This window comes from Leptospirillum ferrooxidans C2-3 (assembly GCF_000284315.1).
GTDB classification, from domain to species: Bacteria; Nitrospirota; Leptospirillia; order Leptospirillales; family Leptospirillaceae; genus Leptospirillum; species Leptospirillum ferrooxidans.
The window spans coordinates 672768-694903 of sequence record NC_017094.1 but is presented as its reverse complement, the minus strand read 5'-3'; the positions used below and the strand labels follow the sequence as shown (position 1 = coordinate 694903).

Genomic DNA, 22136 nt, shown 5'->3' with positions numbered 1-22136 from the left:
TTACCTCTTCATCATTTCGAGAAACTCTGAAAAAATTGGAAAAGCATCTGTGGGGCCTGGTGCTGCTTCCGGATGGAATTGAACGGACAGGATTGGCGACCGGGAGAAACGGATACCCTCCAGTGACCCATCATACAAACTCCTGTAAAGCGGTTCACACCCGTCAGGAAGACTGTCTTCCAGAACAGCATAATTATGGTTCTGGGAGGTAATCCAAACTTTTCCGGTTTGAAGATCCAGAACCGGATGATTGACTCCGTGATGACCAAAGGGAAGCTTGTATGTTTTTGCACCGACTGCCAGGCTCAATAACTGGTGACCCAAGCAGATCCCCAGGATCGGCAGGCGACCCAGAAGCCCCCTGACCTCTCCGATAATCGATGTCAAACGGGCTGGATCCCCTGGTCCATTCGAGAGAACAACACCATCGGGACGATCATCCAGAATGGACTGGGCCCTTGTATCAGGAGGGACAACACGAACCCTTACGCCAAGATCCTCCAGACATTTCTTGATCGAACCCTTGGCCCCGAAATCGATAAGAACCACTTCGAGTCCTGAGGTATATGACCGTTTAAGAGTTTCATTCAAGGAGAGTCCCTGGCGCACAAGATCAAGCGATTCAATGGCGGGAATCCGGCTTGCACGCTCTATCAGCCGTGACGGCTCATCCATCTCCGTGGTGAGGAGACCTCTCAGCACACCTTTTTTTCTCAAGTGATGGGTGAGTGACCTGGTATCAATTCCCTGAGCCGCAACAGCTCCCTGTTCCACAAGATAGTCCGGCAGGGTTTTCGTACATTGATGATGAGATGGTTGATGACACATCACGGTGGTCAGAAAACCGGAGACCTGAATCTTCGAGGATTCCCCGTCAATCTCATTAATACCGGTATTACCGATCATGGGTGATGTCATCACAACAATCTGACCTGCATAGGAAGGGTCCGTGAGAACTTCCTGATATCCCGACATCGCCGTATTGAAAACGACTTCACCTGAAACCGTCCCTGGCGCTCCAACACTCTGGCCCGGGAAAATCATCCCATCTTCCAGTACCAGAACAATAGGAGGAAAGGATTTCATCGTCCCACCTCTTGATCGTCCGATCGGTCAAAGACAAGACGACCGTCCATAAAAGTCTTTTTGACCTCTCCCCCGATCATTGATCCTAAAAAGGGAGAGTTTCTGCTTTTGGATCGAAAAAAGTCTTTTTCGACTTTCTGACGCTTTGACAAGTCCAGAAGGACAAAGTCAGCGAGTCCATCAATCCGGATTTCTCCAACAGGCAGATTAAAATGGCGTGCCGGATGATTCGCCATCAGAAGGATCAGTTTTTCAAGCTTCAGTTCCCCGCTCTCCACAAGTTCATATCCGATGGAGAAAGCTGTTTCAAGACCAATGATACCAAAAGGTGCCTGATCAAATTCCCGTTCCTTTTCGTGAGAGGCATGGGGCGCATGATCCGTTGCGATCATATCGATCGTGCCATCGGAAAGCCCTTTGATAACCGCTTTTCTATCTGCTTCCTGCCGGAGCGGGGGGTTCATCTTCGCATTGGTATGATGATGCCTGACAGACTCATCCGTGAGCGAGAAATAATGGGGACAAGTCTCTGCTGTCACAGGCAAACCATCCTTTTTCGCCTGACGAACAAGCCGGACACCGCCTTCTGTTGACAGATGCGCAATATGAAGCTTGCCCCCCGTCAGGCGAAGAACCTCAATGTCTCTTGCAATGACAACATCTTCAGAGGCATTCGGGATTCCTTTCAGTCCCAAGGTTGTACTGACCCAGCCTTCATTCATGACCCCACCATCTGAGAGTTCCCGATCTTCACAATGATCGATGATTGGAAGGCCGGTCATTGTGGAGTACTCAAGGGCCCTTCTCATCAGCTTTGCTGTCCGAACAGGCAATCCATCATCGGAAAAAGCGATGCAGCCAGCCTGGGCGAGGGAAACCATTTCGGATAGATTCTCCCCTTTCAACCCGATGGAGACAGCACCAATCGGAAAGATTCTGCATAAACCAACCTCTTTGGCTTTGCGAATCATTTCTCTTGTAACATCGGGGTGATCATTCACCGGATTCGTGTTTGCCATCACACAAACACTTGTAAATCCCCCTGACACAGCGGCTTTCGATCCCGTTTCGATGGTTTCCTTATATTCAAATCCGGGCTCCCTGAAATGCGCATGAACATCGACAAACCCCGGAACAAGAAGCGCTCCACCTCCATCATGAACAGGAATGGAAGGAGACACATCAGAAACAACACCAAAACGAGAGACCCTGCCCTCCAGAACCAGGATATCTCCGAACTGGTCTACTTGTTGGGCAGGATCAAACATTCGGACATTTTTAAGGAGAAAGGATCCTTTCCCTTCACGCTGGTGCACGATTTTCCTCCTCGGGTCGTCCCCCGGCCATTAAAAGGTAAAGGATGGCCATTCTGATAGCCACGCCGTGATGAACCTGATCCAAAATAGCTGAACGGTCTGAAAACAGCTCTTCCCCTTGTATCTCGATCCCCCTGTTGACAGGCCCCGGATGCAAGACAATCGCATCCGGGTTTGCCCAGGAGAGTTTTTCCGGAGATAGGCCAAACAGCCGGGAATACTCCTCAATGGAAGGGATGTAGCCGGATGCCTGTCGCTCAAGTTGAAGCCTCAGAAGCATGATGACATCGGCTTTCTCCAAGCCTTCCCGCAGATTATGAAAAACTTCAACGCCCCATTTTTGAACTTCTCTGGGTATCAGTGTTGGTGGTCCCACAACCCTGACCTTCATCCCCATCATCTGCATGGCAATCATATTTGAACGGGCAACCCTGCTATGAAGGACATCCCCCACAATCGCAACGGTCAATCCCGACAAATTCTTTTTTCTTTTCTGGATTGTAAAAAGATCCAGAAGAGCCTGTGTCGGATGTTCCCGCAAGCCATCCCCGGCATTAATCACATGGCAACCGACTTGTTTTGCAATCCACTGGGGGACACCTGATGAAGAATGACGGATGACAATACCATCAGCGCCCAAAGCTTCTATGGTCCGCACGGTATCCAGAAGACTTTCACCCTTAACCACGCTCGACTGGGTTGTCGTTATGTTGATGACGTCAGCAGAAAGCCTTTTTCCGGCGATTTCAAAGGATGTCCGGGTTCTCGTTGATGCCTCGTAAAACAAGTTGACGATAATCCTCCCCCGAAGAGAGGGAACCTTTCGGACGGATCTTGAAGAAAGGTCCAGAAAAGAATCCGCCGTCTGGAAAATTCCTTCGATCTCAGGAACAGACAGATCCGAAATGGATAATAGATGTTTTTTTTCAAGAGTATGGGCTGGTAAGAAAAGGTTCATGATGGCATCCTGACAAGAGTGACCGACTCATGATCTTCTTCGAAAAGAACCCTCACTTTTTCCTGTCTGCTTGTTGGAATGCTTTTGCCGACAATATCGGCTCGAATGGGAAGTTCCCTATGCCCCCGATCAATCAGGACCGCAAGCTGAACGGAAGACGGACGCCCGAGATCCATTAAAAAATCCAGGGCGCAACGGACGGTTCGACCTGTATAAAGAACGTCATCCACCAAAACAATCCTGCTATCATCAATGGAAAATGGAATATCACTTTCTCTCAAAAACGGCGGAGCGGAGCGAATGGCCAGGTCATCCCTGTAAAGAGTAATGTCCAGTGTTCCCATTGGTGGCGCGATCCCTTCGATGCTTTTGATGACCGCTCCGATCCTTTGCGAGAGGATGGCACCCCCCTGAAGGATCCCGACCAGACACAAGTTTTTAGTCCCCTGATTATGCTCCAGGATTTCATGAGCCATCCGCCGAATCGTACGACCTATCTGGCCTGAATCCATAAGGACACGCTGACCACCTTGTGGGCTCATGGAGACCCCGATCTCATAAGATGTGGTTGTTTTGGAAGAAATCCGGTAGGAAAAAGAAAAGGAAGGTTCTGCGAATAAAAGAACAGGGATAATCGGACAGAAGAGACTTTCACAGGACCCTTTCCCAGGCTCTCAGTCCTGGATTTAAAAGGATAGAACAACTCACTTCAAGAACGAAAAGGAATCAACTCAAGCTTACGATATCGAAGAAAATCAGCCCCTATTTGGAAGGAGATCCATCAGCCTGTCCCTTTCCTTCCATCGCCAAACCATTTTGAAGCCCCATTTTCTGAAATGAGGGCTTGACAAGTTTTGTCATATGGGTCGAACCATCTTCATGCACTTCAGGATAAACACAGTAATTTGCCAAAATGGTTGCCTGAGTATCCTTGAAGAAATTACCGTAAAAGGGACCCCCGGTCAATATGGTTCCGGCTTTCAGCATGAAGCCCCGATACATATCAATATTACGCTTATAGATTTTCCCATTTTCGATATCGAAATTTGGCTTGCCATCAACAATACTGTTTTCATCCTGCTCTACCGTCCAAAGCCACTCCCTCACCCCCTGCAGATTGGTAAAAACAGCGGCCTCACGGGTCCATGGATGCTGGTTGATCGGCATGAAATAAGGGTAGAGTTGATGAAGCCTTTCTTCCGCAAGCATCATTCTCTTTTCCCAGGAGGCTCTCCAGGGAGCATAATCTTTGCGAGAAACGTTTTTTTCGGAGAGGACGTCATCCATCTCCTTTGCCAATACCGCATATTCCGTATAAATAGCCGCCAGTTTCTTGTGGACAGGAGCAACCGGATAATCCGGCTTTCCGGCAACAACCCAAGCTTGGGCATCTGTCTGCTGAAAAAACAGGTTCCCCAGCAACTGAAAAACCAGAACAGACATAATCACTCTCAATATCTTCATCTCAGCTCCTTCAAATTGCATGGAAACCAATCATAAGACAGATGCGTTTCACACTCCACAGTGTACAGGCCAAATTTCTACTTCTGGACACAAACATCCATTTGAGGAACCCGTGAAAAAGCAGGCAACAGCCTGTCGTAAGTCATCAACAAAGACTCCGGAAGGACACGAACCTCATGAATGGATGTCATAAAATTGGTATCGCCATCCCATCTTGGCAATAAATGAGAATGCAAATGTCCAGGAATCCCTGCGCCAGCAGTGCGGCCAACATTCACCCCCATATTGAATCCTGTGGGCTGATATTCATCAAAAAGAATTTTTTCTGCATGTTTCAGCAGGTACATCATCTCGCTGAGCGTTGACTGGGACTGTTCCGAAAACGTTCCGGCATGATGGTAGGGAACAACCATCAGATGACCGCTGGTATAAGGGAATGCATTTAAAACGATATAACAGTCTTTTCCGCAAAAAAGGACAAGACGATCCCTTGCTACACCAGATTTTCCCAGATCACACAAAATACAATCACTCTTCGGGGAAACTTCACCATTTTTCTTAATATATTCCATTCTCCAAGGTGCGCTCAAGCCTTCCATCGCTTCCCGTCATTCAGAAAAAGGTTGAATTCACGTTCAAGGTCTGTCGCTGATAAAGAAGAGGAATGGCTGAAAAGAGAGATTTTTCGTCCCGGATACTCTTCGTCACCATACCATGAAAAAGAAATCTGGATCGTTGTCGAAAAAACACCCCTGGTTTTTTGTGAAACTCTCTCACCCCACTCAACAACGGCCAGTTTTTTTTCTGCATCTTCAGACAGAGCCCATTCAAATTCTTCAGAAGCTCTTCCTGAAAAACGGTCCAAGTCACCATGAAAGAGAGGAATTCTCCCTCCCTCATAAAACTGCCAGGTGAGAAATGTCGGACTTGTCAGGACTTCCTCTATGCCCAATGCGACCGCAACCCCCTTGCAAAAGGTTGTCTTCCCGATTCCCGTTGGCCCCGACAACAGAATGAGTGTTCCCGCAGAAACACCCTCTCCGAAAAACTCCCCTATCTTGAAAGTCTGGAAGGACTCGGGAAGGATCCATTCACAAGATTCAGTCTGCTTCACCATCGGCCATGGCTCGAACAAGATCCCCTCGTCCAATCACTCCCACAAGCTTTCCTTTTTCCAGAACGGGCAAAATATCGACCCCCGTTTTTTCAAAGATCCCGGCAATGTCCGCGATTTGCGCCTCTGGAGAAACTACGGGGGGGTTATGTTGATAGATGTCGCCAACCTGTGTTGCGGCAAGACGTTCGATTTCTTTTTTCAAATGAGATGGAGGCTCCAGAAAAAGCCAAGCATCAAAAAGTGAAATCACTGTCGGAATATGCAAAGGCTTTTCGTGATGAATCAAGTCGTGCTCTCCCACAACTCCCAGAAAACCACCCGGAGCAGTTGACACAACCACCCCATTAATCCGGTGAAGGACAAGAAGATCCGCCAGCTCTCTCAGGGAGGCTTCAGGAGATATTGAAATAACACTGCTAGACATCAAATCCTTTGCGACCAATGAACCCCTCCTTAAAGACCAGAATGTGCTGTTATTGAATCCATACTACACCAAGGCCATTATCTTTTCCATTGGAAGAACCGCCAAAAAGACATAAAGCCCAAGCATGACTTTCATACACTCCGGAATCTTCTCGCATATCCCGTATAAAGGATGATGGCCAGTACAAGCGGGATAACGAGAGTGATTTCAACGGCGACAGAAAGTCCCCAATACTGGGACATTTCTCCAATAAGGGATGGTGAAAGAAGATCTCCCAAAAGATGAGAAACAAGAAGACTCATACCGATCAGAACGGCCGGGGAGAGTGAAGTATTCCTTGAGAGCAGGATCCAGTTAAGGGGTACAAATACCAGAAAAATTCCGGAAATCCCCAGAAGCAAACCGAAACAGCATACAACCAGTGAATTTCCCGCAAGCACAATCAATACTCCAGATAAAGCTGAACAGAGCCCCAAAAGGGTTGGCCAGTGAAATGGACTGTCTGGGTGATTCCGGATTTCTCGATCCAGAAGTTTTCCTCCGCCCAGCATGCCTACGATCCCTCCCAGCAGAAGCATTCCTCCTGTCAAAGACTCGATCGTCGAGACAGGAAACATCTTCACTCTGATAAAATAAAAAGTCATCCAGGCGGCCATTCCGCCCAGAACAAAAGTGACCAGTGTCTGAATTTCGAAACTAATCAAGACCATATCCTTGTCTGACTTGGAAAAACTTGCAAGAAAACGTCTCCACGCTAAAAGATCTCTCAGTGAAAAAGGATCGGGAGAGGGAATGGCCGCCAAACCTTCCTTCCGCAGGATAAAGATCAATGCGAATAAGGTCCCCGGAAGAACAGGTATCAACAAAATATGCTGAACAGTCATCTTCGAGATGAGTATCCCTGCCAAAACAAATCCAAGAGCAGAGCCCAATGGAATGGCAAGATAAAACCAGCCGAGCTTTGCCCCTTTTGAAGACGATGCAAGATTGTATAGATATACAGGTCCCATCGTTGAAAGGACCGCTTCTCCGAATCCGGTCAACGCCCGTCCCCCAAAAAGCATCCACTGATGTTCAGCCATGGAAGAGACCAGCATACCAACTGAAAAAAGCAAGATCCCAGACCCAAGAAATTTTTCCATGCTCAATCGCATTCCCCAAAGGCCTGCCAAGGGTGCTGCCACCAGATAGGCCAAGGTAAAAGAGGAAGAGAGGAGACCAATGACAGGGTCACTCAATTGGTAGAGACTCTTCATCGCTGGAAGAAGGGAAAGAAATAACTGTCGATCAAGATAGTTGAGACAATTGGAGAAAAACAGGAGAATGAGCAATGAACTCTTTAGACCGAAGGGGGAAGGATGGGCTCAGCGTCTTTTGACATTGAATGAAAGAGAGAGCGATTCTTGAGCAAATACCAGACGATCAGGATGTTCACACAAAAGGCAGCCAATCGGAACAACGAGAATTTCTGATCGATGGCATAAACTTCAAAAGGTATCAGCGCAGAGATTTCAATGATCGTCATATACTCGGCCCATCTGAATCGGCGATGCAACCCCCATGCGACAAAGTAGTTCAATATCCCGTAACAGACAATCAGAAAAGAGACCAATTTAAGCGCAACAGGGTTCACCCTGCCAGATGCATGAATAAGGTAATCTAGCCATGGACTATCCAGATCGATATGCAGAGTCATCCCTGCCTTCTGGACAAGACTTGACAAATCGAGCGGCACAAGGGAAAGTCCACCAATTCCCAAGGCCAGTACGAGAGAACCCTTCAAAATGCGTTCCGCAATGATGTATTTTAAAAAAAGAGGGGAAGAGGAATTGATCAACATGAAAGCATTCTATCAAAGGGCCAGCAACCTGTCGAATCAGTTCCGCCAGAAAATGCGACCTGTTCTGATGATCACTTTTTTGGGAACACTTTTTCTACAATATGAAAACGGATTGGCCCAATCACAACAAAAAAGTCTGAAAATTGTTTGGCCCTCACCCGCTAAAGAAAACGAAAGGATGACCATTCAAGTTTTCTTTCCCCAATCCCCTGTCAACGACCAATTTTACCGCATGGAAGTTGACATTGATGGAAAGGCAGTTGCAATATCCGACATAACAAGAACAAAGCGGGCTGCTATAGACCTTCCGCCTTTAACTTCGGGAATCCATGCCATCAAGCTTCTCTGGCTGAATCCTCCCAAAGACCAAAAAAGTGAATATGATGGATCCATCAAGGTGCTTCCAGAAAAATAAACCCTAAGGAAAAATCAGCCATGAAAAAGAAAACCATTTTGGGAGCAGTTGCAATAGGTATGATCTCTTTCTTGTCCGGATGCGCAAGTTCTCTCGAACCCCCGGTCGTTGTCGAAGGACTCAAATTTCCAAAATCTGCCCTGCCTGAAAAATCTTCACCACAAATTTCCGTTTGGCTGCTTCCTGTCAAGGACAATGGAAGTGACAAAAGGCTCGGAACACTTTTTCACCCACTGGGAAGCCGGTCCCATCTGTTGGTCAGGAAATCCTTGCCTCAAAGCGTACAGGAACAGTTGGAGCGTGCCTTGGTCGAAGAGGGAATTTCCGTACAGATGGCAAAAACCACAAACCATCCCGTGTCTGTTTTGGTTTCCATCGATAAGATTGAAGACAGGGTCGATGCAGTTCCCCTCAATGTCCGACAAAAAGCGGTTGTCATCTTGAGTTACAAAATCATCACTCATTCATCCGATGGAACGACCCGATCAATGTCAGGGACGATTACCCGGCACCAATCACCCACACCGGATGCGCTCTTTCATCGCCATATTCCTCCCGCGCTGATTGGAGCGATGGTCGATGATGAAATCAAAAACGAGCTCATTCCCGTTATCATCAGAACAGCAAAGGAGTCTTCATGAGTCCGATTACACCTCCCATGAAGAACTCCACTGCCATTGGGGTAACAGCCCTCTTTGCACTGGTGGCTTTTGCTATCCTGATTTCACTTCCGGAAAAAAAGGGCACCCATGAAATGAAACAAGAACCCTCGAGGGTCTTCCCTCTCGCATCCGGAAAAACACTGTTTGAAGAGTCGTGTGTCCAATGCCATACTCTCCCTCTTTTCAAATCCCATACTCCGGATCAATGGCCAATCCTTGTCAAAAAAATGAATCGTTATATGGAGCAAACCGGAAAAAACTACCTTTCCACAGACGAGGCAGATGCTGTTACCAGCTATATCTTGTCGAACATACCAGCAAAGAACTAAATCAGGTCTTTCTTCTCGTACTCATGATCAGAAAGCAAAAGAGGAAGAAGGGCTTCCCTGGGAAAGCCCTTCAGTCTTTCCTTTTGCTTAACTCCCTTTGAAGTCAGCAATACCTTGAAAATCCGACCCATCTGCAGAGGGTGGATAAGGGTCGCTGCAGCAAGTGCTTCCGTTTCACTTAATCGATTCTCTTCAAGAACCTGCTCAACTCCCAGAGCGATCAGATACGACATCTGGTCGCTATACCCCTCCAGACGATGGCCCAGTTCCAGAAGACGCTTCAAAACACCGGTAAAGTCGACATGAACCGTCAGGTCAATACTGCCTGGAGGATGATCCAGAACCTGATCAATCAATTGATGTCCCTTAAACCCCCTGAGCGTTCCACGATTTCTTCTTTCTGAATACTTCTCCGCCGAACGATCTCCATAATCGATCCACAACATAAACCCCCGGGACATGACTGAATCGAGTTTTTCCAGAATGGAAATTGCATCCAAGGAGATCTCGGCTTCGCACCCTTCCGGCAATTGCACACCTATCCAATCAAAATAATTCTTGACTTCCGGGTTGAGCAAAGGCTTCTGGACTTTCTTCACAATTCCATCTTTTTCGAGTTCAACATGAATCTCCATCAGTTCCCCATTGGTCATGCTAACCCAATGTGCAGGAAGTGCATCCAAAAATTCATTTCCAAGAATAACCCCCTCAATGTTTGATAATGAAAGGGTCTGCATGTCCATCCAGAGCGGAGGATTTTTTAACATAAGCCCCGACAACTGTTTTTCCTGAAATTGTCTTAAAACTGGACTCGCTTCAATGAGGATCGGATGTACTCGATCAAACAGATGGGAATCAATCAGCCTCAGATAAGTTAAGATTGAACGCATCAAAGTGCCATTGCCGGGTCCTGCCTCAATCAGATAAAATTTCTCGGGATTCTCGAGGTACCGGTCAAGTTCCATGATCTGCTCTGATATCAAAAGGGAGAAAACAGGACTTACCTCCGGAGCCGTTACAAAATCATTTCCTGTAAAACCAATTTTTGCCCGATGGGTGTAATATCCTATTTCAGGATCTAGCAGGGACCATTCCATAAAGTCCCGAAAAGTCATTGTCTGAATCGCCATATCATCTGGCTCCATAGAGAGGTTCAATGCTTCTTATAAGACTGTTGTTTTTTCTCCTGCTCATTCCGGGATTCCTGATTTTCTTGAAGATGTTGCGCCCAAAAACAAACCAGAAGCCTCCTGTCTTACAGACTTCAACACTGCAAAGAGATCCGGTGTGTGGAACTTTTGTCGATCCGGAAGCTCCTTCAACATTAAAGATGAAATCGGAAAAGGGAACAGTCTATTTTTGTAGTTTTGATTGCCAAGAAAAATACTCGAGATTGCATTGATAAAGGTCTTCAATTGAATGAAGAGCAGTATTTAAAACATTCCAGAGATGCCATCAAGAGAATTCTGGAAACCATTTCCCCCCGGTCTCTGATCTTCAAACATCTCCCGCTTGATCCTGACAAACTTGGATTGACACCGCCTTTTTTCTTGCTCTCGGTCGGGAAAGCCGCTTCTGGAATGACTGAAGCGATTGCGCCCCGATGGAATATCTCTCCTGAAATGACTGTAACATTAATTCCCAAAGGATCTGCTCCACCTCGAAACTATCCAACACTTTATGGAGAACACCCACTTCCGGGGTCTTTGAGTCTCCAATCCACCGACCATATTCTCAAAAAAATCTCGGCCCTCCCCCCTGAAACAACCCTTCTTTCAGCAATCTCAGGGGGTACATCGAGTCTACTCTCTGCCCCCATTCATCCAATCACCCTGAAACAGAAAGTTCAAGTCATTACAGCGCTCATGAAAAATGGAACGCCTATCGGAGAGATGAATCAAGTCAGGTCTGCATTATCCCGGGTCAAAGGAGGAAAACTCCTGAACTTTTTCCACGGAACAGAGACATTATCCATTATCCTCTCCGACACACCAGGGATGCCGCCCGAAACAGTCGGTTCCGGCCCGACTCTTCCTGCAATCAGGGGAAAAGAAAAGCTCGCGGAGAACATTCTCAAATCATTGAATATCCCTATCATCATACCCAAGTCGTCTCAAAAAGATCCTTTAACACCGTCGAATCGTCTTCTGGTCCATAAACCAATTGTCATCGGAAATACCAGTACAGTCATCAGGAACTCTCTCCCATTTCTTCAGATACCTGATGCCAACACCCATATTTGGTCAGCCTTGCTCAAGGGAGATTCCCAAACGGTCGGAACAACTCTTGGCTCCATCCTTGCGACCGATAGATCCTCATTCAACCGGAACCAGCTTTTTATCGGTGCGGGAGAAACAACTGTATCCCTGGGAGAGTCAAAAGGGAAAGGGGGAAGAACGCTGGAGCTTGCACTAGCACTCTCACAAACCCTTCATGATGGCGGGATACACTCATTTGTTGTTGGGGCACTGGCAACAGATGGAATGGATGGGAACTCACAATTTGCAGGCTGTATTATCGGGGGAGATCAGTTCGGAAAAAATCCTCGGCACAAGATTCAGGAATCGTTATGGAGCCATAACACAAAAACGATTATCCAGAGAAACGGATGGGAGATCCAAACAGGTCCGACCGGAACCAACCTGAATGATCTGTATTGGGTTTATATCCCAAAGTTCAAAGAGAAAGGGCAAAACATTGAAGAGAAATATTTTTTACAATAAATTAAAAATACTTATACTATCATTTTCACTTTTTTTGATTGGATTCGAATCTCAGCCCTCTTACGCTGCAGAGGGGGAGTATTCTGTTGCCTACTGGGGACAAACACATCGTCATTTTGCTCTTAAGATCTACCACTCACTGACTCCTGAACAGATCCAAAAGCTTTGCACTCTTCCTGCCCAAAATCGCCGCTTGATCCAAGACTCCGCTTTATTGAAAATCTGGCATGTGTTTTATCAAAAAAAAAGGGCGGCTTTTTGTAAAAGCCACCCTCAAAAAACATGGAAACTCCTCGGAGAATCTCCTTATTTCATGCTACCACCAAGAGATGGGGACCAGAAATAGAGAGGAGTCGGACCAAGCTTTTTAATGGCAGGAATTAAAAGAGACGGGTCTGCCACAGGTGAACCAACAGGGCTTGACTCTCCAAATAAACCCGTACCGGACAGGAACGGTTCCCGATAACGAACGAGTTCAAACTTACTGACATGCATGACACGCTCAAGATGAGCCACAAGATCTTCCCTGTACCCGATCCTGTCAACAAGGTGAAGCTTGATTGCCTGTTTTGCGGTATAGACCCTTCCATCCGCTATGGACTTGAGCTGATCTGGCGCAATTTGCCTGTTTTTTGAGACAACTCCCAAAAATTGGCTATAGAGATCTGATACGAGGTCTTGAAAAATCTGTTGATCTTTTGTTGACATATGACGGAAGGGGGACCCCATCTCTTTTTCGTCCCCGGAAGTAATGGATCGATCGGTCACGCCAATTTTCTTCATCAAACCGGTCACACCCACATTGAAGACAACCACGCCGATACTGCCAACAATACTAGTGGGATGAACCCATACTTCATCAGCCCCCATGGCAATATAGTAAGCCCCTGAGGCACCTATATCCTCGACGAGCGCAAAAACGGGTATGGGATGTCTTTGACGGAATGAACGAATCATATGATAAATTCGATCAGAAGCGGTTACAGATCCACCAGGGCTATCGATCAAGAAAATGACTCCTCTGACGCTAGGATCATGTTCTGCCTTTTTTAACATTGACCGCATTGCAGTCACAGTATCTTCCCGGCCCCCAAGAAACGGAATTCCCTTTTGAGCCCGATCCCCGATAAAACCATCAACGGGAATCAGCAATAATTTGTCTGGAGATCCTTTTCCAGAAACAACTTCTTCTGTTAATCCATTACTTGGCGGCAAGAGATTTACTGTAATGCAGGATGTCTGGAACAATAATCCCAAGAGCATCAAGGATCCCAGAACTTGTTTTCCAAAGCTCACATTCCCCCCTCTCCAGAAAACCTTCTGGAATCAAGATGACAAATCATAAATTCAGTAAAATCAACAAAACAATCCCCGAAACAAGACTCGACAGAGACCAGAGCCTACCGATAGTTTGTAAATTGTAGATCAATTCCGAAATCCTTGTTTTTCAGAATCTGGATTACTTCCTGCAGATCATCTCTAGATTTTCCAGAAACACGGACCATTTCCCCTTGTACTTGAGGCTGTACCTTCAATTTACTTGACTTTATCTCTTTTACAACCTCTTTGGCTATTTCTGATGACAAACCTTGTTTAAAACGAATTCTCTGGCGAGCTGTTCCCCCCAAGGCTTCTTCAACTTTTTCCTTATCAAGGTTTTTAAGAGAAATCCCTCTCCTCAAACATTTTGAGTCCAGAATTTCATTGACCGATTTTAACTTGTGAGCATCCTTGGCCTCAAGAACCAAATCAGACTTGTCCCATTTGACCTCGGACTTTGTATCCTTCAAGTCAAAACGGGTCAAGATCTCTTTATTGGTTTGCTCAACGGCATTTTTGGCTTCCTGCATATCCACTTTGGACACAATATCGAAAGACATTTCTGACGCCATTTTTTTGTTTCTCCTTCCTTCATTGCATTCCTCAAAAAAGAATCAATAGAGAGCTTAATCTCTCTGAAACTGCCTGACAGAGATGTATAGCATCAATAGACCAAATAAGATAATAATCAATATATCCCGATCGATGGAATAATAAAATGTTCCCAGAAGAATGCCCCTCATCAAGTCGACCCCGTAAGTCAGCGGATCCAACTGTGACAAGACAGATAGCCACATGGGCAATTTATTAAGCGGAAACATCGCCCCGGAGAGAAAATAGATCGGAAGCACAATGAAATTCATAAGCACCATAAATCCCTGACTTGAGCTCATCCGGGCTGATAGAGCAATACCCATCGCCGTTTGGGACAAAGATACAATAACCATTACCCCCAACATCAGCAGCAGATGGGCAAATGAAGGATATATGTGCAGAAAAGGAGCCAGAGCCAATAAAAACACCCCTTGAATCAAACTATTAGAGGCTCCACCCAATATTTTTCCTATAACGACAGCGGTCCGGGAAAGAGGAGCCACAAGCACTTCTTTTAAAAACCCCATCTCCCGATCCCATACAACGGCCATGCCAGCAAAAGAGGCTGTGAACAATATGCTCATCAAAATAATTCCGGGAAAGATAAAGACCTGATAGTTTTCGGTAGACCCTTGAGACAAAACACGCCCTTTGAGCCCCCCTCCCAGAACAAAGAGAAAAAGTATCGGCTGGATAAAAGAACCTACCAGCCGAATCCTGTCTCTCCACAACCGAATGACGTCTCTTAGCCAAAGGGTATAGATACCCCTTAAGTCTCTTAAAAAAGGACTTGCCGGAGTAATCTCTTTTTTGATTTCGGCTGGTAGTTCAAATGCAATTGGGGATTGAGGCGGATTATTCATAAAAGTGAAAACCTTTCCCGTAAAAAACGTGATGCCTGCCCCGATCCGATAGAGACTTTTCCATTCCGGGGAAAATCTTTACAGAACGCCTTTCGGGATATTGTCGAAACTCCCGTACACTTGATGGGGAGAGGATCAAACGATTCAGATCCATATGGCACAGCGAAGAATCGGCCCACTATTTCCAGAGATCAAAAAATTGGAAATCGTAAAATTCAGATTTTGAATCCGTCAACATACAGAAATAAGAGAACTCCAAGAGTAAGAATGAACCGGAAAGATTCATGGAAAAATCTACAAGCTAACCATTGGATCAAAAATCTGTCCTTTTCCCTTCATAAGCCAGTTTATCACTAAGGATTCGCCGAAGATCTTTATCCTTCACTCTTCGTTTATCTTATCACCATCACCAGTGAGAGAGATAAAAACATCATCCAGGGTAGGCGTGCCAATCGTAAATCCCGCAATCACCGGAGGAAGGCTCTGGAGAAGAATCGAAGGGGATGAAATCGTTGAAGGCATTTGAAACTTTAGTATGGAATCCGTTTCAAAGGTAAATCTGGAAATCCCATAGAGTTGGTCCAATTCTGTTTTCACCCGGTCTATGTTTTCAGGTAATACCTCCAGGGTAACAAGGCCAGGACCCAGGGAGGACTTTAAAATTCCGGGTGTATCCATTGCGACGATTTTCCCTTTATTCATGATCGCCACACGATCGGCTCCATCGGCCTCCTCTAGGTAATGGGTCGTAAGAAGAATTGTCATGGCCCATTCTTTTCTGGCCTGATGAATATATTGCCAAATATCCCTTCGACTTTTAGGATCCAGACCAATGGTTGGTTCATCCAGAATTAATAGAAGGGGGCGGTGCATCAAGCCTCGGGCGATTTCGAGACGGCGTTTCATACCGCCTGAAAATGTGCGAATCAAAGAGTTCCTTCGATCCCATAGGTCGACCATTTTCAGTAAGATTTCTGATCTCTGCAGCCGATCGCTCGGTTTCATACCATACAAACGACCATGAAAATCCATATTCTCTTGTGCGCTTAATCGATCATCCAGACTAGGGTCCTGGAAAATGACACCAATATGCTGTCTAACTCCATGGGGGTCTTTTTGAACATCTATCCCATTAATGAAGACATGCCCGCTAGTAGGAGACAAAATAGTAGAAAGAATGGAGATCGTAGTCGTTTTCCCTGCTCCATTAGGACCAAGCAATGAAAAAAACTCACCTTTTTGGACCTCAAAAGAAATCGAATCGACTGCGGTTATGGTTTTTCGTTTTTGGAGATAGTCTTTCCTAAGCTTGTCAACATGAATCATTCTGTTCCCCGATCAAAACGGATTTTCCTGTATATAAAAGAAAACCCCCTTCACCTGACGGCAAAGGGGGTTTTCTTATGAAAGTATATTTCTTTTAATTTTTAAACGAAACTTTTTTAAAGGCTGAATCCGGGAACACTCCGATATTTCCCTTGGTGATAGGGATGGGAACGGGCCTTCCCTGACTTCTTTCAACCGGCAAATATTTTTGCGGAACTGTGATAACGGAGGGATCAACCAAACCAAGGACCCAGACCGTAAGAGCGGTTGTCTGCTCGTCCGTCAGATGAAAATTGGGCATGATGGTTGGAGGAACCTTGAATGCTGGCACTCCAGGAGATACGCGTCTGGGGTTCTTGAAATGCTCCCACTCCCATTCCCTCTCCGAGCGAATACCATTCACATACTCAAACATGTGAACATTATAGAAGCCTAGCTCTGTTCTCGAACCAAATCCTGATAGATCCGGCGCAAGGACTCCGTGTAAATTGAACTGGGCCATCATGTGACAGGAACCGCAACCTTTTTCCTTGATAGTTCTTTTAGCGAGATTAAGATAGGGCGTCATTGGAGGATTCACGCCTTCACTATAAAGATCTGTGTGACATTTCGTGCAGGATGCCTCGGAAAAAGGACCTACCTTAGGCTGATAATTCAAGGTGACATTAAAGCCATGAGCTTCCTTTACGGTCGTTGCCATTCCGTTTCCGTCGTGACAAACGGTGCATCCAAATTTTTCAAAAGGATGTTTGGACATGAATCCTGACATATCGGGATGTGCGGTGAAAGGTTCTGGCATATCCTTGAAAATGGGGATATTGATACCCATATGACATGTTTGGCATCTGTCCGCCTTATTCAGAATGGTGTTCCATGTCTGAACGACTTGCAGAGGAGTATTGGCAATCTCCGGCTTGTTGGTTTTTTTTGCAAGGATTTTATAGAAGTGACTTTGATATGACATCCATTCAGGATGAGAGTCCTTGTACATCTCTACCGCAATCATTACTCCGACAAAAATCGTGGAGAAAAGGAACATGGCGTATATTTTCATCTTCATGATCGAATTCCCCTTTCTTGATCATTGGAAGACGAATCCTTGCGAAGAGGATGGCCTTCTGGGTAAAAACTTCCCTCTTGCCATTTCTGGAACCAGATGACCAGGTAATAGAAAAAAGCTGTTCCAAACAACAATACAAGGGATATTCCAATTCTGTATGGAAATCCAAAAACCTGCTCAATCCAAGGAGCATCAAAGAAACTATGTATCGATCCCATTCAACCTCCCCGAAGGGCGAAGATTTGATCTTCGCCCGTATTTGACTTCTTGCATTTGGAGCCTAGACCAAAAATTTGGTCAAACATTAATCCATGGGGTTACAACGATATACTTGATATTGAAAAGAAGTCTCAAAACAATTTTCAACGCAACACCCATCATGGACAAAAAGAAGATCATGAAAGTGATATATCTCCCCGCCCCCATGGAATCATAAAATTTGCGCATAAACATATAAGGAATCAGCATTCCCAAAGCAAAGTATCCGAGAAAGATAATATCACAAAAACCCTTTGCCACATCCTTTGAGACATGGAGAAGATTGACGAAGACGATGTGTAACGGAACCAGAGTCACCAAGGCCGGGTTCATGTGGGCAAGTTTATCGCTCCAGGGCCAATACCATTGCCAGTCCAACCCACGGAGGTAAGTACCGATGACAATTGTGATCCACCAGAGTGCAAAACCAAAGGAATAATTAAAAACAGCAAACTTTCTTTCGGAGTATGTGTAATAGCCAACACCTTTTGGATTCGTGTCGACGTACGGGAAAATCATCAATCCGACAATAATCATTCCAGGCAGGACAACTCCTGCATACCAGGGGTCAAAATAGACGAGAATTTCCTGCAAACCCAAAAAGTACCACGGGGCTCTCATTGGGTTTGGGGTCGTGGACGGATCCGCCAGAGACCTCAATGGGGCATGCTCAAACTGGACCAAAAGAATCAATGCTGCTGTTACCAATAATGCACAAATAAGTTCAATCATGATGAGATTTGGCCAAGTGTAGACAGTGTCTTCCGGTTCCTTGCGGACAATCGGAGAAGCTCCCTTCATCAGCTCAACTAGACCATAGGATTTCTTTGCATCCCTTGGAAATATTTCTCTTACTGCCTTATTTTCCATAAGATTATCCTCTCCGAAACGAGATTACGCTAACGGCACAATCAATATTCCTCATTGAGGCTTTACAAGGGTCCTGAAAAACCGTCCTTCCGGATTCTCCAGAAATGAACAGCCAGAAACACTGTTACAACAAGAGGCAATACGACACAATGAAGGACATAAAACCGGATCAGTGCGTTTTGCCCAACGACCGTTCCGCCGATCATCATGAACATCAGATCGTTTGTCGGGTTAACACCAAGCTGGGCACCCCATGGACCATTCTGACCGATAAAAGGGGTATAGGAAGCCATCTTGGTTCCCACTGTAACGGCCCAGTAAGCAAGCTGATCCCATGGAAGAAGATACCCTGTCCAACTCAGGATCAGAGTATTGACAAGAAGAACAACTCCAACGACCCAGTTGAACTCCCTGGGAGCCTTATAGGCTCCGGTCAGGAATACCCTCGTCATATGCAGCCAAACAAACAAAACCATTCCATGGGCTGCAAACCGGTGAAGATCTCGCATAAGGTTCCCACCAAAGATCACAAACTGGATATCCTTGATGTTCTTATAAGCCAAACCGGTATAAGGAGTGTAGTAGAACATAAGCCAAATCCCGGTGACGGCCAGCATGATAAAGAGGAAAAGAGTAATGCCACCCAGACAGAATGTGTAGCGCATGCGCAACGCAGTGCGGCGAACCTTCACAGGGTGGATATGAAGAAAGATATTACTGAAGACAACATAAGCTTGATTCAGTTCATTATCAGGATATCCATGTCTAAATACAGACTTGAATAGCTGAGTCTGAACCACTTTTTCTTTCATTTTTTCCAGCATCAAATACCCTTTCCCTTTAAAAAAGGAATGTTTTTAATGTGTGCCAGCATAAACCTACCCAATCAAGCCAGTTGATCCTAGCAAAGCAACCTGTTTGAAGAACACGACCCACCGGATGGAGGAGTATGTTCGATCCAGAACGGATTGACTTCTTTTACCTTTTCTTTTACCCAAAGCCCTTGAGGAGTTTGAGCAGGATTTGGGTCAAGCCGAATAACAGTATTGACAACAAGTGCACCATCAACAGGATCTTTAGTGATTTGCCCTCTCCAGAGAGTCCTTGGAGCTGGTCCGCCTCGAACATTGCCATGTACGTCATAAATGGAGCCGTGACATGGGCAACGGAATCTCTTCTGGTCTGGGAACCAGTTTGGAGTACAACCCAAATGGCGGCAGATGGAGATCATGTTATAGATCCCCCTCATATTTCTCACAACCCAGAAGCGACCCTTAAGTTTCCATCTCTCATCAACACCTAAACCGTACTCCGTAACATGCCCAATCTTAAAAACTGTAGGTGGCTCATAAAGGATCGGGGGGAAAAGGTATTTATAGGCTGCAAAAGTCGAACCGGCCAAAGTTGCACCGACAACACCCCAACCAGCGGCAAGCATAAATTTCCTGCGTCCCTGCTCTGTTGGGCCTAGCACTCCAGAATCATTATTCTGTGGTTGGTCTGCGACAATACTCATGTATGGGTTACCTCCTGTTTGATTTCCAGGTATTCCATTGTGATAGCACCAGTTGGACACCTCTTGGCACATAGACCACATCTGATACATCGGGCGCCATCCCAGATCATTGCCGTGGAACGGCTAAGTTCTTGAAGGACTTCAGTCTCCCCGAGACGCGCCTTTTCGACCCCGATAAATCCACTCAACACATCTGCAGATTTCGGGATATCCAGATCCACTTCTGACAATGGAATCATTTTCAGGGCAAATTCAGGACACACATCAACGCATCCACCGCACATGATGCACTTTTCCCCAACAAAAATGGGGTTTACATGACAAGTCAAACATCTAGACGATTGCTCACGCGCCTCCTCCTCAGTGAAGGAGAGCTCAGCAAGCTCAAAATTGGTACGGCGAAACTCCGGCTTCAACAATTGTGGGTTTTGTCTTGGAATCGTATAGTAACCGTCCACATTAAAATCAACCGGCCACACAGGGGTCGGTGCACCTCTATGCTCAATCGCTGTGGATACGCCAAATATGGTCTTTGGAGTTTCCTTTTGACTGAGATAGCGATGAACGGATGCAGCAGCCGACTGACCGGCAGCAATGGCTTCAATGAAAATCCGTGGCCCTGTCACCACATCTCCGGCGGCAAAGACGCCGGGAATGCCCGTACTCATGTCGCTCATATTCGCACGGATGACTCCGTTACGACCGATAATGGAATCATGCTCGCCTGAAATGAACGCCGTATCAATCGACTGCCCGATAGCGAGGACAACTGAATCAACCGGGACAACAATGAGATCCTCTTCGTTATAGACCGGACTGAAGCGTCCCTGATCGTCAAAAACGGACTTGACACCAACAACCTCAATCCCCTCAACAGAGGAGGAACCAACAATACGTCTGGTTCCCTTGCGAGGCAGAAAATGCACTCCTTCATCAACAGCGTCTTCGATTTCAGCATCATCCGCCGGCATTTCAGCCCAATCTTCCAGAGCGATAACACTGACAGATTCAACACCTGGCAGTCGGACAGCGGTTCTGCAAACGTCCATAGCCACGTTACCTGCTCCAACAACGGCAACACGCCGCCCCAAAGTCACTGGCTGATGGTGGATATAAACAGATTGAAGGAATGGGAGAGCAGAATAGGTTCCCTGAAGATCCTTTCCCTCAAAGGGAATAGGGCGGGATCCCCAAGCACCGGAGGAAATCACAACCGATTTAAAAGATTTATAGATCTCTTCAAAGGAGATATCTTTTCCAACTTTTGTATTGAGCCTGACTTCGACTCCCATACTCAAGATGGCTTCGATTTCAGCCTGAAACAAGGGTCTAGGCAAGCGGTATTCAGGAACCAGGTAAAAGAGGCCACCCAATTTGGAATTTGCTTCAAATATAGTCACCCTGTATCCAAGACGGGCGAGATCATGGGCAGCGCTTAAACCAGCAGGTCCACCGCCGATAATAGCAACTTTCTCTCCAGTTGCCCTACCGTACGGGACACCAGGAGCAGTGGAATAACGAAGAGTCGCTGCCGGATCGAGAACCGCTTCGACACCATACTTTTCCGTTACAAATCTCTTGAGTGCCCGAATCGAAACGGGGCGATCAATATTTCCGCGGGTACAGGATGCCTCACATGGAGCGTTACAAACCCACCCACAAACAGACGCAAACGGATTTGGCCCTCTCGCTATGGCGTAAGCTTTTTCATACTCTCCCGAGCGGATGGCCTGAACATATCCACCAGCATCTGTACCAACCGGACATGATTTCCGACAAGCCACCTGATCGGAATAGTAATTGTATTCAGGAATATGGAGCTTATACTTTCCTTTCATTTATCTAACCTCCGCCCTTAAGACCCCAGGGCCAGACAAGCTTATGTCGATATATGACTGGGAGAGGAGATAGTACTCCCCCCTCAGGGACAGCGCCCTTACAATCCATTTGGTAAAACTGGTGCGATTTGTCACACAGGATCTTCTCTATTGGCTT

The 22136-nt window shown here is 46.2% G+C and carries 24 protein-coding genes; 4 read left to right on the top strand and 20 right to left on the bottom strand.

The features are described 5' to 3' along the window. The 10 genes from carA to LFE_RS03625 form a co-directional block, all read right to left on the bottom strand. A complete protein-coding gene (carA, locus tag LFE_RS03670; protein ID WP_014448926.1) occupies positions 1–1086 on the bottom strand; it encodes a glutamine-hydrolyzing carbamoyl-phosphate synthase small subunit in 1086 nt (361 codons plus the stop codon). Then, positions 1083–2402 carry a dihydroorotase gene (locus LFE_RS03665; RefSeq protein ID WP_014448925.1) on the bottom strand — a complete coding sequence of 440 codons (1320 nt, stop codon included), beginning with the start codon at positions 2400–2402 and terminating at the stop codon, positions 1083–1085. The genes carA and LFE_RS03665 overlap by 4 nt, the downstream gene beginning before the upstream one ends. Beyond that, positions 2389–3360: an aspartate carbamoyltransferase catalytic subunit gene (locus LFE_RS03660; protein WP_014448924.1), complete on the bottom strand. Its 972-nt coding sequence runs from the start codon at positions 3358–3360 to the stop codon at positions 2389–2391. Before LFE_RS03660 ends, LFE_RS03665 begins: the two co-directional genes overlap by 14 nt. Continuing rightward, positions 3357–3902, bottom strand: a complete 546-nt coding sequence (pyrR, locus tag LFE_RS03655; protein WP_014448923.1) for a bifunctional pyr operon transcriptional regulator/uracil phosphoribosyltransferase PyrR — start codon at positions 3900–3902, stop codon at positions 3357–3359. The genes LFE_RS03660 and pyrR overlap by 4 nt, the downstream gene beginning before the upstream one ends. Before the next feature lie 220 nt (positions 3903–4122). After that, positions 4123–4824, bottom strand: a complete 702-nt coding sequence (locus LFE_RS03650; protein WP_014448922.1) for a hypothetical protein — start codon at positions 4822–4824, stop codon at positions 4123–4125. A gap of 77 nt (positions 4825–4901) precedes the next feature. Further along, entirely contained in the window at positions 4902–5396 is a 495-nt protein-coding gene (locus LFE_RS03645; RefSeq protein ID WP_232502560.1) for an HIT family protein, read from the bottom strand. A 14-nt stretch (positions 5397–5410) separates the two neighbouring features. Next, positions 5411–5959 (bottom strand): tRNA (adenosine(37)-N6)-threonylcarbamoyltransferase complex ATPase subunit type 1 TsaE, encoded by a 549-nt coding sequence (tsaE, locus tag LFE_RS12965; protein WP_014448920.1) that lies wholly within the window; start codon positions 5957–5959, stop codon positions 5411–5413. Then, entirely contained in the window at positions 5925–6365 is a 441-nt protein-coding gene (locus tag LFE_RS03635) for a CBS domain-containing protein (RefSeq protein WP_041774762.1), read from the bottom strand. Before LFE_RS03635 ends, tsaE begins: the two co-directional genes overlap by 35 nt. A 131-nt stretch (positions 6366–6496) precedes the next feature. Beyond that, positions 6497–7696, bottom strand: a complete 1200-nt coding sequence (locus tag LFE_RS03630) for an MFS transporter (protein ID WP_014448918.1) — start codon at positions 7694–7696, stop codon at positions 6497–6499. 8 nt (positions 7697–7704) lie between these two features. After that, entirely contained in the window at positions 7705–8205 is a 501-nt protein-coding gene (locus LFE_RS03625; RefSeq protein ID WP_014448917.1) for a DUF2127 domain-containing protein, read from the bottom strand. Here LFE_RS03625 and LFE_RS03620 point away from each other — a divergent pair. Genes LFE_RS03620 through LFE_RS03610 form a run of 3 tightly spaced genes read left to right on the top strand, consistent with a single transcriptional unit; the run spans position 8195 to position 9611 of the window. Further along, positions 8195–8620 (top strand): hypothetical protein, encoded by a 426-nt coding sequence (locus LFE_RS03620; protein ID WP_014448916.1) that lies wholly within the window; start codon positions 8195–8197, stop codon positions 8618–8620. The genes LFE_RS03625 and LFE_RS03620 overlap by 11 nt on opposite strands. Before the next feature lie 20 nt (positions 8621–8640). Then, the gene (locus tag LFE_RS03615) at positions 8641–9261 is read left to right on the top strand and encodes a YajG family lipoprotein (protein ID WP_014448915.1); all 621 of its coding nucleotides are present in this window, start codon (positions 8641–8643) and stop codon (positions 9259–9261) included. Next, complete coding sequence (locus tag LFE_RS03610) at positions 9258–9611, top strand: c-type cytochrome (RefSeq protein ID WP_014448914.1); 354 nt, start codon at positions 9258–9260, stop codon at positions 9609–9611. Before LFE_RS03615 ends, LFE_RS03610 begins: the two co-directional genes overlap by 4 nt. Here the strand turns inward: LFE_RS03610 and LFE_RS03605 are convergent. Then, positions 9608–10741 carry a class I SAM-dependent methyltransferase gene (locus LFE_RS03605; RefSeq protein ID WP_014448913.1) on the bottom strand — a complete coding sequence of 378 codons (1134 nt, stop codon included), beginning with the start codon at positions 10739–10741 and terminating at the stop codon, positions 9608–9610. The two genes, LFE_RS03610 and LFE_RS03605, sit on opposite strands and share 4 nt — an antisense overlap. 285 nt (positions 10742–11026) lie before the next feature. Between LFE_RS03605 and LFE_RS03595 the strand changes: the two genes are divergently transcribed. Beyond that, entirely contained in the window at positions 11027–12334 is a 1308-nt protein-coding gene (locus tag LFE_RS03595) for a DUF4147 domain-containing protein (protein ID WP_014448912.1), read from the top strand. A 306-nt stretch (positions 12335–12640) separates the two neighbouring features. Here the strand turns inward: LFE_RS03595 and sppA are convergent, their stop codons facing one another. The 9 genes from sppA to LFE_RS14500 form a co-directional block, all read right to left on the bottom strand. Then, entirely contained in the window at positions 12641–13399 is a 759-nt protein-coding gene (sppA, locus tag LFE_RS03590) for a signal peptide peptidase SppA (protein WP_269763957.1), read from the bottom strand. Between the two features lie 335 nt (positions 13400–13734). After that, positions 13735–14226: a YajQ family cyclic di-GMP-binding protein gene (locus tag LFE_RS03585; RefSeq protein ID WP_014448910.1), complete on the bottom strand. Its 492-nt coding sequence runs from the start codon at positions 14224–14226 to the stop codon at positions 13735–13737. A gap of 54 nt (positions 14227–14280) precedes the next feature. Continuing rightward, on the bottom strand, positions 14281–15111 hold the full coding sequence (locus LFE_RS03580; protein WP_014448909.1) for an ABC transporter permease: 831 nt from the start codon (positions 15109–15111) through the stop codon (positions 14281–14283). A gap of 381 nt (positions 15112–15492) precedes the next feature. Continuing rightward, positions 15493–16437 (bottom strand): ABC transporter ATP-binding protein, encoded by a 945-nt coding sequence (locus tag LFE_RS03575; protein ID WP_014448908.1) that lies wholly within the window; start codon positions 16435–16437, stop codon positions 15493–15495. 94 nt (positions 16438–16531) lie between these two features. Next, on the bottom strand, positions 16532–17497 hold the full coding sequence (locus LFE_RS03570) for a c-type cytochrome (RefSeq protein ID WP_014448907.1): 966 nt from the start codon (positions 17495–17497) through the stop codon (positions 16532–16534). A 297-nt stretch (positions 17498–17794) separates the two neighbouring features. Beyond that, positions 17795–18625, bottom strand: a complete 831-nt coding sequence (locus LFE_RS03560; RefSeq protein ID WP_014448906.1) for a cytochrome b family protein — start codon at positions 18623–18625, stop codon at positions 17795–17797. A 62-nt stretch (positions 18626–18687) separates the two neighbouring features. After that, the gene (locus tag LFE_RS03555; protein ID WP_014448905.1) at positions 18688–19449 is read right to left on the bottom strand and encodes a cytochrome b N-terminal domain-containing protein; all 762 of its coding nucleotides are present in this window, start codon (positions 19447–19449) and stop codon (positions 18688–18690) included. 77 nt (positions 19450–19526) lie between these two features. After that, on the bottom strand, positions 19527–20141 hold the full coding sequence (locus LFE_RS13565) for a QcrA and Rieske domain-containing protein (RefSeq protein WP_014448904.1): 615 nt from the start codon (positions 20139–20141) through the stop codon (positions 19527–19529). Continuing rightward, positions 20138–21979: an FAD-dependent oxidoreductase gene (locus tag LFE_RS14500; RefSeq protein WP_014448903.1), complete on the bottom strand. Its 1842-nt coding sequence runs from the start codon at positions 21977–21979 to the stop codon at positions 20138–20140. The genes LFE_RS13565 and LFE_RS14500 overlap by 4 nt, the downstream gene beginning before the upstream one ends. Positions 21980–22136 lie beyond the last annotated feature (157 nt).